Annotated in this window: 10 protein-coding genes and 2 pseudogenes; 11 read left to right on the forward strand and 1 reads right to left on the reverse strand. The window is 52.6% G+C overall.

Annotated elements, in window-relative coordinates:
- Window positions 1-65: 65 nt before the first annotated feature.
- Window positions 66-653 carry a hypothetical protein gene (locus KTE_RS43060; protein ID WP_201393106.1) on the forward strand — a complete coding sequence of 196 codons (588 nt, stop codon included), beginning with the start codon at window positions 66-68 and terminating at the stop codon, window positions 651-653.
- A gap of 91 nt (window positions 654-744) precedes the next feature.
- On the opposite strand, the pseudogene tnpA reads toward KTE_RS43060, so the two are convergent.
- Window positions 745-1,212, reverse strand: a pseudogene (tnpA, locus tag KTE_RS43065) (IS200/IS605 family transposase).
- Between the two features lie 62 nt (window positions 1,213-1,274).
- Here tnpA and KTE_RS43070 point away from each other — a divergent pair.
- The 10 genes and pseudogenes from KTE_RS43070 to KTE_RS43115 all read left to right on the forward strand — a co-directional run bounded on the left by KTE_RS43070 (window position 1,275) and on the right by KTE_RS43115 (window position 13,466).
- Window positions 1,275-2,189: a transposase gene (locus KTE_RS43070; protein ID WP_201393108.1), complete on the forward strand. Its 915-nt coding sequence runs from the start codon at window positions 1,275-1,277 to the stop codon at window positions 2,187-2,189.
- A gap of 410 nt (window positions 2,190-2,599) precedes the next feature.
- Window positions 2,600-3,517: pseudogene (locus KTE_RS43075) on the forward strand (reverse transcriptase/maturase family protein); the annotation flags it as partial.
- A 499-nt stretch (window positions 3,518-4,016) separates the two neighbouring features.
- Window positions 4,017-5,807 carry a reverse transcriptase/maturase family protein gene (locus KTE_RS43080; RefSeq protein WP_201387146.1) on the forward strand — a complete coding sequence of 597 codons (1,791 nt, stop codon included), beginning with the start codon at window positions 4,017-4,019 and terminating at the stop codon, window positions 5,805-5,807.
- A 389-nt stretch (window positions 5,808-6,196) separates the two neighbouring features.
- On the forward strand, window positions 6,197-6,883 hold the full coding sequence (locus KTE_RS43085) for a group II intron reverse transcriptase/maturase (RefSeq protein ID WP_201392141.1): 687 nt from the start codon (window positions 6,197-6,199) through the stop codon (window positions 6,881-6,883).
- 47 nt (window positions 6,884-6,930) lie between these two features.
- The gene (locus KTE_RS43090) at window positions 6,931-7,341 is read left to right on the forward strand and encodes a transposase (RefSeq protein ID WP_236601057.1); all 411 of its coding nucleotides are present in this window, start codon (window positions 6,931-6,933) and stop codon (window positions 7,339-7,341) included.
- Between the two features lie 308 nt (window positions 7,342-7,649).
- A complete protein-coding gene (locus tag KTE_RS43095) occupies window positions 7,650-9,749 on the forward strand; it encodes a PAS domain-containing sensor histidine kinase (protein WP_201393112.1) in 2,100 nt (699 codons plus the stop codon).
- Window positions 9,739-10,233 (forward strand): response regulator, encoded by a 495-nt coding sequence (locus KTE_RS43100; RefSeq protein WP_201393114.1) that lies wholly within the window; start codon window positions 9,739-9,741, stop codon window positions 10,231-10,233. The genes KTE_RS43095 and KTE_RS43100 overlap by 11 nt, the downstream gene beginning before the upstream one ends.
- Window positions 10,199-11,356 carry an ATP-binding protein gene (locus KTE_RS43105; RefSeq protein ID WP_201393116.1) on the forward strand — a complete coding sequence of 386 codons (1,158 nt, stop codon included), beginning with the start codon at window positions 10,199-10,201 and terminating at the stop codon, window positions 11,354-11,356. The genes KTE_RS43100 and KTE_RS43105 overlap by 35 nt, the downstream gene beginning before the upstream one ends.
- Window positions 11,357-11,542: 186 nt before the next feature.
- On the forward strand, window positions 11,543-12,136 hold the full coding sequence (locus tag KTE_RS43110) for a nitroreductase family protein (RefSeq protein ID WP_236600990.1): 594 nt from the start codon (window positions 11,543-11,545) through the stop codon (window positions 12,134-12,136).
- A gap of 157 nt (window positions 12,137-12,293) precedes the next feature.
- Window positions 12,294-13,466, forward strand: a complete 1,173-nt coding sequence (locus KTE_RS43115) for an alpha-hydroxy-acid oxidizing protein (protein ID WP_201393118.1) — start codon at window positions 12,294-12,296, stop codon at window positions 13,464-13,466.
- Window positions 13,467-13,503: the final 37 nt, after the last annotated feature.

Below are 13,503 nucleotides of genomic sequence, written 5' to 3' on the forward strand. Positions count from 1 at the left end.
GGCGCTATGCTTATTATGGCAAGAAATAGGAACGAATCTGAGCGTGCTTCAAGGAGGGAATCTCGATGCCCAAAACTATCCTGAAATACTGGCTGCTAACTGCTATTATTATCTCTGGTCTTTTTGTCATTATGTACGGTCTGGTGCAACAGGTCGAGCGCCTTGGCGCGGATGATCCGCAGATCCAGATGGCCGAGGATGTAGCGGCACGCCTGGCAAGCGGGGCCTCTCCACAACAAGTGGTGCCTACGGAAAAGGTCGATATCGCTACCAGCCTGGCTCCCTATCTTATCGTTTTTGATCGCGACGGCAAGCCCCTTGCTTCCTCCGCGGAACTCAATGGCGGGACTCCTACTATCCCCTCGGGCATATTTGAGAGTGTAAAGCAACAGGGAGAGGACCGGATCTCCTGGCAACCACAACCCAGTGTCCGCAGCGCCATCGTTGTCACCCAGATAAAAGGGGGAGCAGGCTTTGTGCTGGCTGGTCGCTCCCTGCGCGAGGTAGAGAAGCGCGAGAACGGCCTTGAAGAAATCGCCCTTCTTGGCTGGGGTGGTCTCCTACTTGTGACGCTTCTCGCGATGTTTCTCCTCTTCTGGCAGCGTCCCCTGAAGGGCGCATCGCCAGTTGCTACGCCTCTAGCCCAAGATTAACAACCGGCGCTTTCATCCCTCCCCCTAAACAGGGAGGGATGAAAGCGCCGTTCCTTCTCTGGGGCCTGGGTGGTAGGGCTTGCGCACCACCTTATTTCCCCTGGCACTCCTCTATGTACCGCTTGATCGTTTCGGCTGAGACGTTCCCGGCCGTGCCCACGTAGTAGCTGCTCGTCCAAAGATGCTCCTTTCCGCACATCTTTTTGCGTTTGGGAAACTATTCGCGTAAGGAGCGCGATGAGTATCCTTTGAGCAGATTCGCTATCAATGCCGGGCTGAAACGTGGCGGAGCACTCACAAACACATGAATGTGGTCTTCGTCCGTCTCCAGCGCCAAGAGCGTGAGACCTTGCCGTTGACAGCACTCCTCTATCAACCGTTTCGTCTCTTTTTGGATCTCTCCCGTCAAAATACGGCGGTGGTACTTGGGAATCCATATCAGATGATACACAATCGAGTAGTGGGTATATCTGGTTTTACCCACTTGTAAGCTATTTTCATCTATACTACAATTGTAGCATAAAAATGGTGAAAATCTATCAACTGAATCATCTGTCACCCAGACAATTCCAACACTGCAAATCTGCCCAAATGGAAGCCGCGCAGGTCTGGAATATATGTATGGAAGCGCACAAAGCTGCCCGCACCAGCCATGCGAAATGGCCGGAACGAGACGAGTTGCAGAAAGCGACCAAAGGGCGTTTTGCGCTCCATAGCCAATCGGTCCAGATGGTCGTCGCCGCCTTCCTCGCCAACATTGAGACAATCCACACGCTCCGGCAACGTCATCCCCAGATGAAGATGAAGTACCCCTGGCGCACAAAACGGTTCTATCCGGTCAAGTGGCCCGCCCAAGCCGTCTCCAAAGAGCATGGTCGTGTGGTCCTGCCGATGGGCAAGGATCGTCCTTCCCTGGTTTTGCCCATTGATCTGCCCGAAAACAGCGGGGCATGCAGCCTGGTCTGGAACAATGGCTTTGAGCTGCATGTCTGCGTAGAAATCCAACAGGCCAAGGAGGCTCCTGGCACCGTTCAGGCTACCGTCGACCTTGGCGAGATCCACCTGGCAGCCGTGACCACCAGTACCGGGCAGGCTCTGATCGTCACCGGACGCGGTATCCGTTCGCTCAAACACCTGAGAAGCAAGCAGCTCGGCAAGATTGCGAAGAAGCAATCCAGGTGCAAGAAGTCTTCTCGACGCTGGAAGAAGTTGCAGCGAGCCAAAAGCAAGCAGTGCCGTCGAACGGAGCGGCGAATTCGCGATCTGCGCCATAAAGCCACGCGCAGCGTCATCGACTTTTGTGTAGAAGAGCACGTTGGTACGCTCTTCATTGGCAATCCTCATGGCGTTCGTGACAAGAACAAGGGTCTCCATCACAATCAACGGATGTCCTTGTGGGGTGCGCCATGTCGGCGTGTGTGGAATTCCTGCACAATGCAGGGGAGGTTGAGAGCAACACACCTCCAGAACAATGACTTACTTAGCGGGGAAACCCAAAGAGGACAAGAGCATGTCAATAAAGCGGAGGCGAGCTGAAGATGCGTAGGTTCACGCTCTGCAAGTTCTGTGCGTATGGTTAGACTGAGACTGTCGAACCCGAGTTCCACGTGGTGTAGGCCACTCCCATCGCACCGCATATGAAGCGATGACCCCGAAATAGGTATCAGTTCCCACAGGATACCACAAAGCTCTCTTCGGGGAACGGCAGGCAATGAGCCTGAAAAGGAACAGAAGGAGACCTGTAGCGCACTTAACGTTCCACTCACGTAAACATGGGAAACTCTAAAGGACGCGAGTCCCAGGAGTTCGGAACCCCCGTAGTAGTCCGAGCGTGGGAAAACCACGTACATGGCAAAGGGGCAGCCCTCGAAAGAGGGCCCGAGCTTTCCCTTGATAAAGGAAAGCAGGGTAGGTATCGTGAAGCTTCAAACGCGGAGGCATGCGTAATGCAGAGCACCAAAGCGTACCTGGAACTTCTTCAAGAGCGAGGCAAAAAGGGCCTGCCTCTTGAACGGGTCTACAGACAACTGTTTAATCGCAACCTGTATCTGACGGCCTATGGAAAAATCTATCGGAACACCGGAGCAATGACGCCAGGCGTTACCGATGAAACGGCAGATGGTATGTCGCTGGGAAAAATTGACAAGATCATCGAAGCACTACGCTACGAGCGATATCAATGGCAACCAGCACGAAGAACATACATCCCCAAGAAAAATGGCAAGCAACGCCCTTTAGGCATGCCGGTGTGGTCCGATAAGCTTCTCGGAGAAGTAATCAGGATGATCCTGGAAGCCTACTACGAGCCAACTTTCAGCGAGCACTCACACGGGTTCCGTCCGGGACGCGGCTGCCACACAGCCTTGCAGGACATCTACTACCATTGGCCCGCAACGTCGTGGTTCATTGAAGGCGACATCGCCGCTTGCTTCGACAGGCTCGACCACGACCTACTCCTCTCAATGCTGAGAGAGCGCATCCATGATGGACGCTTCATCAATCTGATACGGCAGTTGCTCAATGCAGGATACCTGGAGGACTGGAAATACAATCAAACCCTAAGCGGAGTTCCGCAAGGATCGGTAATAAGCCCTATCCTTTCTAATATCCTACTCGACAAATTAGACAAATATGTAGAAACCGTTCTCATCCCAAAATACACCAAAGGGGACAAGAGAAAGGAAAATCCTGAGTACAGAAAACTCATGAACCGTGCCCACTGGCTGTTCAAACAAGGGCAAACAGAGATGGCACAGAAAGTGAGAAGACAGGCTCAGCAACTCCCCACTCAAATCCTCGATGATCCTGAGTTTCGACGACTGAGATACTGTAGATACGCCGATGACGTGCGCCATTTAACCGGCTGCTAGATCCCTCTCCCAGAGAGGAGAAGTTTGGAGGAAATGACTTCTGGGTCACCCAACCTACCTGGAGATGAAAGTCGAAAGGGAAAGGAGCATGTTGGGAAAGCGGAAAAGGCGTGAAGACGCTGAAGCCTTGTTCTGCAAGACCCGCCTGATATGGTGAAACCTACACTGGCTGAACCGCAGCTTCCAGCGATGAAAGCGTACATTCCCCGATTACAGCGTCTGTTGCGGGGTCATCCTCATCGGGTGTCAAAGTCGTCGGCACCTTAACCCTCCAGAGGATGAGCGGTGGAGAACGACTCCACTCAAGGGAGCGAACACGGCACCTACGTCAGGCTCGATACGTCTAGCAATCAGGGAACTTGGGATGGCCTACCCCGCGAGAGCGGCACGGTCACGGAACCATCGTAGTAGTCCGCGCAAGGGAATACGTAACCTTGTACATGGCGAAGGATGGTAGGTGTTTTCGATACTCACCACCAGAAAGGTACGCGAGATGCGAGATGCCGATCAGATATTGAGTATCATCCATGAACGCGGTAAACAAGGATTGCCGCTGGAACGAGTCTATCGACTGTTGTTCAATCCTGCTTTGTACCTTAAAGCCTACGGAAAGATCTACAGGAACGATGGTGCCCTCACAGCAGGAACCACGGAAGAAACCGCTGACGGAATGTCCATGTCCAAAATTGAAGCCATCATTGAAGCCCTGCGATATGAGCGCTACAAGTGGACACCTGTACGCCGCATTTACATCGAGAAGCGACGCTCGAAGAAATTACGGCCACTCGGACTCCCCGCCTGGTCAGACAAACTGCTACAAGAAGTGATGCGGTTAATCCTCTCCGCATACTACGAGCCTCAGTTTAGCCCAACTTCCTACGGATTTCGCCCAGGACGAGGTTGCCATACTGCTCTCAATGAGATCTACCACAAGTGGATAGGCACAAAGTGGCTGGTAGAAGGCGATATTGCTCAGTGCTTTGACGCACTTGACCATACGGTCATGATGGCAATCTTGGGGGAGAAAATCCACGATGGTCGTCTTCTTCGGCTCATCGAAATGCTCCTGCAAGCTGGCTACCTGGAGGAATGGTGCTATCACGCCACCTACAGTGGCAGTCCACAGGGTGGTATTCTGAGTCCGCTACTAGCCAACGTCTATTTAGACAAATTGGACAAATTTGCCGAACACACTCTCCTTCCAAAGTACACACGAGGAACGGTACGAAGAGAAAATCCTCCCTACACCTCTCTGAAGCTTCGAGCTTCATGTCGGAGAAGATCAGGCCAAACGGAAGAAGCAGAACGGCTCCGCCGACAAATGCAACAGATTCCCGCACTTGATCCAACCGATCCAAGCTACAGACGCATTCGGTATGCAAGGTATGCGGATGATTGGCTCATCGGTTTTAGCGGTCCACGAGAAGAAGCTGAAGAAATTAAGCAGCAGATCGGAGAATTTTTGCGCGAAACACTCAAGCTCCAACTCTCCGAGACCAAAACGCTTATTACCCATGCGCAAACGGAAGCTGCCCAATTCTTGGGCTATCAGATCGTGATGTGCAAAAACGACCAGAAGCATGACTGGCGTGGACACCGAAGTCTCAACGGTCAAATTGGCCTCAGAGCGCCCATGCACGTCATCCAAGAGAAATGTCAGGAGTATTTGCAGCACGGAAAACCCGTTTCCCGAAAAGAACGAACAGAGGATACCGTCTACAGTATCATCTCTCAGTATCAACAGGAATACAGGGGATTGGCAGAATACTACCAACTAGCGGGAAACCGCTATCAACTCAATCGACTCAAATGGGTGATGGAGCGATCACTGGTGGCAACACTCGCGCAAAAGCTGCGCATTACGGTCTCTCAAGTCTATGACCGCTACCAAACCACCGTCGAGACGCCACATGGTCCCAGAAAAGCGCTACAAGTGACTGTAGAACGAGAAGGGAAACAGCCACTGATAGCACGATGGGGGGGAATTTCTCTGGCTCGAAACATGAAAGCAATCCTTGAAGACTCCCTACCCTGGACGTGGGGACAACGATCAGAACTGGAAAAACGGCTTTTGGCCAATGTCTGTGAACTCTGTGGTTCTCAGATGCAGGTAGAAGTCCATCACATCCGGGCTTTGAAAGACCTCCAACCCAAGGGACAGCGAGAACGACCACGATGGATGTATATCATGGCAGCACGGCGGCGAAAAACCCTGATCGTTTGTCGCAAATGCCATGAAGACATCCATGCTGGACGAGCTAATGGACAGCGCATACGGACTTGAAAACACTGGAGAGCCACGTGCTACGGAAACGGGCATGCGTGGTTCGGCGGGGGGCCGGGGGAAAAGGGCTATGTATGTAGCACCTCGCCTGCGGCCTACCCGACTTTCTCCTGAGTTTCATCGGCTCCCGGACAGAAGCAGAAGAAATCAAGCAGCAAATCGCAGAGTTTCTACACGACGACCTCAAGCTAGAACTCACCGATGCTAAAACACTCATCACACACGCGAGGAGTGAAACTGCCAGATTTCTTAACTACCATGTCACCATCCTTCAGGAAAATACGAAGCGTTCTATCAACCCCCACCAGGGGACGAATCGACGCAGTATCAACGGAAGGGTAGGATTGCAAGTACCACAGGATGTCATTCAACAAAAATGTGAGTGCTACATGAAAGCAGGAAAGGCGATTCAACGGGCCGAACTACTCAACGAGAGTGATTACACCATTATCACCACGTACCAGCTCGAATTCCGAGGCATCGCCAACTACTACCACCTGGCCTACAACATGCACACGCTTGACCAACTAAAACGTGTGACGGAACACTCCCTCACAAAGACGCTGGCAAACAAGCAGAAATTGTCTGTTCCAAAGGTGTACGACAAATACCGTGCAGAAATTGTAGTTGGAGACACGACCTACAAAGGTCTACGCGTCACCGTGCCAAGAGAAGGGAAAGAGCCGCTCGTAGCAACTTGGGGCGGCATTGCACTCACGTGGGATATTCAGGCAGCCCTAGAGGACCAACCTCAACGCCTGTGGGGGAAGCGAACTGAGTTAGAACAGAGGCTCCTTGCTCAAGTCTGTGAATATTGTGGAGCTACACGTCTCACAGATGACATCGAGGTACATCATATTCGTGCGCTCAAAGATCTAACCAAATACACAGGACGTGAGAGGCCAGAATGGGTCAAGCGCATGGCAGCACGCCATCGCAAGACAATGGTTCTCTGTCGAACGTGTCATCAGGATATTACTAATGGGCATCCGATGAGACGACAAAGTATCAAGCTCAAGGATGTACTGGCTATGCAAAAGGCCCGTACGACGATACTGGAAAGCCGAGTGCAGTGAAAGCTGCCCGCTCGGTTTGGGGGAGGGGAGTCGAAAAAGTGCCAGCAATGGTAACTCGTCGGCTTCCTATCCTACAATATGGCAAAGACATTGATTACCTCACGCACAAAAGTAAGGCTGCCCATATCATGAGCTTCACCGGCTCGGAACGAGGAACATCAAGCCGGTGTCCTGCATGTGGGCACAAACACAAGCCCAAAGGCAGAAATTGGGACTGCCGAGCCTGCCAGTTCTCCGGGCACCGGGACCTGGTGGGTTCGGTCAATATGCATCCGCTTGCCTATGGTTCTCATGTAGAGTTTCCTCGTTCCTTCACGTATCTCCGTCCACCTGGCTCGTCCAGGCGAAGGAGTAGTCGGGCAGACACGCCCCAACGTTGTCTAAGCAAGGCGCTGGCACAACCACGTACTTCAGGTACGGTCTCCTCGGAGACAGGCCACACCGGCAACGTTGCTTAGAAGCCCGTCCCGTTCACGGGACGTGGAGTGTCACAAGACTCTGAATATATCAGTACTGTTTCTTGCCAAAACCACCAACCTTCTGCTACCGTAGACACACACATTCACAATCAAAAGTAAGGTTCTTTCCCCAGCCTCATCTATTTGCACCTCCCTTACGTGTTAAGAAGTATATGTCCCAGACACCGGCTATGAGAAACCCTATCGGGCCATTTCCCATCTTTTTCAGCACCACCCGTCTGCGAAGACGCCAAAGTGCCCATCTCATCCTTATAGGAAACATAGGGAAAGGGAGAACAAACAGACGCATGACACAAAATATGCATACTTCCTCCTCGCAAGAAGATCCAGGCTCTATTTCACAACTCCAAAACAATGTACGCCAGGCTGAGCGTCGCTTTCAGGCTGTCTTCGACCAGGCCGCTGTCGGAATGGCTTTAGTCTCCCTTGATGGGCAGTGGTTACAGGTCAACCAGAAACTATGCGATATTCTGGGCTATACACGCTTAGAGCTTCGTCACATGACCTTTCAGAATATTACTCATCCCGATGATCTGGATGCGGACCTGGCTTATGTTCAGCAGTTGCTGGCTGACGAGATCGAAACATATGCTATGGATAAGCGCTATTTTCGCAAAGATGGCTCTCTCGTCTGGGCACATCTTACGGTCTCCCTGGCTCGGGATAAAACCGAAGCGGCGCAATATTTTATCTCAGTCGTCGAGGATATTACCGAGCGCAAGCGCCTGGAGGAGGCGCTCTATGAGCAGCAAGAGGCCACACGTCAGATGGCGGAAAAGGCTGAGGCCGAGCGCCGGCGCCTCTATGAACTCTTTACTCAGGCTCCGGCCTTTATCTGTCTACTTCAGGGACCACAGCATACGTTCGAGTTCGCCAATGAACACTATCGCCGCCTGGTAGCAAATCGAGATTTCCTGCATAAACCTGTGCGTGAAGCTTTACCAGACTATGATCCACACTTCTTTGAGCTACTCGACACTGTGTATACCACTGGAAAACCATATATTGGTAAAGAAGTGCTCGTGTATAACGGCGGGCAGGAAAGCTATTTTGATTTTGTCTACCAGCCTACTCGCAACACCCTGAGCAAGATCGATGGTATTCTTGTGCATGCAGTCGAAGTCACCGAAAAGGTTCATGCCCGCGAAAACATTAAGAAAAGCGAGCAGCGCCTGCAACTGGCACAGCGCGTTGGGCGCATCGGCACCTTCGAGTGGAATATTCCCAGCAATAAAATCATCTGGACGCCAGAGCTAGAGGCACTCTATGGCCTCCCAGCAGGTGGCTTCGAGGGCCGGTACGAGAACTGGACACAGCGCATTCATCCCGATGATATCGCGGCAACCGAAGAAAATCTACAACGTGCGATGGCTGGCGGACCTCCTTACAACGTAGAGTTTCGTGTGATCTGGCCTGATGGTACGACTCACTGGTTGCGTGGTATGGGTGAGATTATCTCCTACGACGACCAGGGCCGTCCCCAGGATATGGTTGGCATTAATATTGATATCACTGGACGCAAAGAGACTGAACAACAGCTAGTAGATATGGCCCAGGAGCTACAGGACTTCGCCAGCATGCTGGAAGACCGCGTCAATCAGCGAACAGAAGCTCTGAACCAGGCCAATAAAGAGTTGCAGCGCAGTAACCAGGAATTACAGGAGTTTGCCTACGTCGCCTCCCATGATCTACAAGAGCCGTTGCGCAAAATCCAATCCTTTGGTAATCTCCTGGAAGAGGACCATGGTAAGGAATTGGGTTCAGGCAAAATGTACCTGGATCGCATGCGCCAGGCCGCCGCGCGTATGCAGGTCTTGATCAACGATCTGCTTACCTTCTCACGCGTGACAACGAAGGCCCTCCCGTTCTCTACCATTGACTTAAACCAGATTGCCCAGGAAGTAGTAGATGATTTAGAGGTGCAGATCCAGACCACACAGGGAACAGTCGAGATCGGCCAGCTACCAACCATCCAGGCCGATCCTGTACAAATGCGTCAGATGCTACAGAATTTAATCGGAAATGGGCTTAAATTTCACCAACGCGACGTTCCACCTGTAATTACCGTGTCGGCTGAACTTCTTCCCGCGACAGAAGAAGAAGGGCAGGCAGAGAATCCTGCACCTGCATATTGCCAGCTTACCATCAAGGATAATGGCATTGGCTTCGACGAGAAGTATCTGGATCGCATCTTTATTGTCTTCCAGCGCCTGCATGGCAAAGGGCAGTATGAAGGAACAGGGATTGGCCTGGCCGTGGTGCGCAAAATTATCGAGCGCCACGAGGGCACAATCAATGCATCCAGCACCCTTGGCGAGGGTTCAACCTTCGTTGTAACCCTCCCTATTTCTCATGCAACACAACAGGAGTACACATATGACGAATAAAGAGACCCTTATCATTCTAATGGCTGATGATGATGATGATGATATTTTGTTAGCTCAGAAGGCCCTGGAAAAAGGCAAACTACTCAATCCTCTCTACACAGTCCATAATGGCGAAGAGTTGCTCGATTACCTCTTACGCAGGGGAGAGTTTACTGATCCAGCCAAGGCGCCACGCCCGGGAGTCATCCTGCTTGACCTCAATATGCCCCGCATGGATGGGCGCGAGGCACTTAAAGAACTGAAATCTCACGAAGAATTGCGTGAGATCCCCGTTGTGGTCTTTACTACGTCAAAGGCGGAAGAGGATATCTATCGCTCATATAAACTCGGCGTGAACTCTTTCATTACCAAGCCAGTTACCTTTGAAAACCTGATTGAAGTAATGCAGATGCTGGGAAAATACTGGTTTGAGATTGTCACTCTACCTCCTGAAGAAAAGAACAATGCGTATGACGATACCAATAATCAGAATTCTGCTCATTGAGGATGACGAGGAGGATTTTATCCTCCTCCGCAAGCACCTCTCGCGCATCTTGGGAGTGCGCTACGAGCTTGAATGGGAAACCTCATATATCCATGGCCTGACGCGCATGCTTGAAGATACCCAACATGATCTCTGTATGCTTGACTATCGCTTGGGTGCTCATAATGGTATTGAACTGCTTACAGAGGCCCGCGAACGTGGATATGTACGTCCCATCGTTCTCCTCACGGGTGCGACCGAAGGTGAGATCGATATCCAGGCCCTACAGGCTGGCGCGGACGATTACATCGACAAGGGCCATTTGCAGGGTGAACTCCTGCATCGTATCATTCGCTATGCCATCGAGCGTAAAAAGGCTGAGATTGAGCGCGAGAAGCTGATCAGCGAAAAGATGGCAGTCCAGGAGCTGGAGAAACGCAAGAATGAGTTCATGAGTATGGTAGTTCATGAGGTCAAAACACCACTCACCAGCATCAAAGGCTACGCTCAATTGCTCAACAAACGCTACAAGCGCTCAGAAGATGATCAGGCCCTGCAACTGGTGAATCGCATGAATGCCCAGGTCTCGAAACTCACCAGCCTGCTTGATGACCTCCTCGATGTCACACGCATCTCTGGTGGAATGCTTTCGATCTCCGAGGAGTTTTTCCCCTTCGATGAGCTAGTAAAAGAGATTGTAGAAGATCTACAGGCGGTCAATGAGCAATTTACGCTTGAGCTGGAAGGCGAGAGCGGCGTTACAATTTGGGGTGACCGCATGCGCCTTGGCCAGGTCATTACCAATTTTCTGACCAACGCCATGAAATATGCCAGTGCTAGCCAACGCGTCGTTGTGAAGACCCGCCTCTCGGATCAGGATGTAACGCTCTGTGTCCAGGATTTTGGTCCGGGCATTGCTAAAGATGTCCAGGAGAAAATTTTCACGCCTTTCTTTCGCCAGGAACGCCCCGAGCAACGCTCAATCCCGGGCCTGGGACTTGGCCTGCATATCGCCTCGGAGATTATCAGGCAACATGAGGGTCACATCTGGGTCGAGAGCGAAGAGGGCCTGGGCGCAACCTTCTGCTTCTCCCTTCCTCTTGAGCGCAAGAAAAGCATCGCCACCCAACCCGAAACTGTGTAGGGCAAGGATAAGGGGTATGTATGTGGAAAATGAACTTAGCTCGTTTTCCACATACATACCCCTTATCCTTTTGACGCAGATCTAGCCAAAGGGCTTGACAATCTCGCAGGCTTATGGTGAAATAATGTAAGCGACTAATAATAAGTAACCTACATACGCAAATATATGCAATAGAGGAATAGAATAGTGACAACAACAACCCACCATAAACCTGCTGACAACCTGCATCCCATCCATGATTTGATTCGCCATCGCTGGAGTCCTCGTGCCTTCTCCAGTCGCCCTGTCGAACAGGAAAAGCTCGATAGCCTCTTTGAAGCCGCGCGCTGGGCCGCTTCCGCCAACAACATGCAGCCCTGGCATTTCATCTACGCAACTAATGAACAACCAGAGGAGCACGCTCGCCTGACCTCGATTCTCTTTGAGCGCAATGCGATGTGGGCGCAGAAGGCTCCCGTCCTGGTCCTCGTCGTAGCCAAACTCTACCAAGCTCCTGGCAGAGAGACGGTCAGCTTCTATGACGTGGGCATGGCCTCCGGTGCCCTGGTTACGCAGGCGGTCGACCTTGGACTGGCCACGCACCAGATGGGTGGCTTCGACGCCAGCAAGGCTCGCGAAGAACTCAACATTCCCGAGGGCTATGCCCCCCTGACTATGATAGCAATCGGCTATCCCGGTCACTCTGACGACCTATCTGACGACTTCCGCGAGCGCGAACTGGCTCCTCGCGTCCGCAAAGAGCAGAAAGACTTCGTCTTCCAGGGCCGCTGGAACGGCTAATCCTACATACTTGTAATAGTAGGAGGGAAGGGAGTCGAGCGCGGTTCGACTCCCTCCTACTATTATTTTCACCTTTTTTTCTTGTGTGATGGGGTACCTATAAGGCATACTTAGAGTGGTGGCGACACCGCTAACCGCACAGAGAAAGGATGACGACATGAGTTCTCTACCCCCTCCCTCTTCATATGGGCTACAGCGCCAGTTTCAGGTCTATATGGCTGGCCTGCAAGGTCAACGCCCCAGTCTGCCAGTTGATCCCGAAGCCCTGGAGCAGGCCGCGAATAGGGCAATGACGCCCGAGGCTAGTGGCTATCTCAATGGTATGGCGGATAGCATGCGTGCCAATCTGGCGGCCTTTCAGCGCTGGCGCATCGTTCCTCGCATGTTGCGCAATGTAGCGGAGCGCGATCTAAGCATCCAACTTTTCAATAAGCGCTATCCAGTCCCGATCTTGCTCGCGCCTATCGGTGTCCAGTCGATTGTCCATACGGAAGCCGAGACAGGGGCCGCACGCGCGGCAGCCTCGGTTGGCCTGCCCTTTATCTTCAGTACAGCCTCCTCGACGCCGCTCGAACAGGTGGCACAGGCAATGGGCGATGCGCCACGCTGGTTCCAGCTCTACTGGAGCAAAGATCCGGAATTCAATCAGAGCATTGTTCAGCGAGCGGAACGGGCCGGATGCGAGGCTCTTGTGGTCACGCTTGACACATATCTCCTGGCCTGGCGCCCCTCTGATATTCAAAACGCCTATCTCCCCTTTATCCTGGGCCAGGGCATTGGCAACTATCTGAGCGATCCCGCCTTCCGCAAGGGCCTCTCACAGCCACCCGAGGTCAATCCCCAGGAGGCCATTCAGCGCTTCCTCGCTATTTTCACCAATCCCTCCCTGACCTGGCAGGACCTGGCTACCCTGCGCCAACAAACAAAGCTCCCCATCCTGCTCAAGGGCATTCTCCATCCCGATGACGCACGCAAAGCCATCGACGCCGGCATGGATGGTGTGATCGTTTCCAATCACGGTGGCCGCCAGGTAGAGGGCGCCATTGCCTCGCTCGACGCGCTTCCCGCCATCTCCGAGGCGGTACGGGGAGAAGTTCCCATCCTCCTCGATAGCGGCATCCGGCGGGCATCAGATGTACTTAAAGCTGTCGCCCTGGGAGCGCAGGCGGTCCTCCTTGGACGCCCCTACATGTGGGCTTTGGCTCTGAATGGCGAACAGGGTGTTCGCGAACTACTGGCCAACCTGCTTGCCGACCTGGATCTCACCCTGGCCCTCAGCGGCTACACCTCCTTTGCCGAGGTCGATACCAAAGCCGTCGTGCGCATGTGACGACTCCACATGCCTGGTGGAACTTTGTCAATGAAAA

Source organism: Ktedonobacter sp. SOSP1-85 (assembly GCF_016587415.1).
In the GTDB taxonomy this organism is placed as follows: domain Bacteria; phylum Chloroflexota; class Ktedonobacteria; order Ktedonobacterales; family Ktedonobacteraceae; genus Ktedonobacter.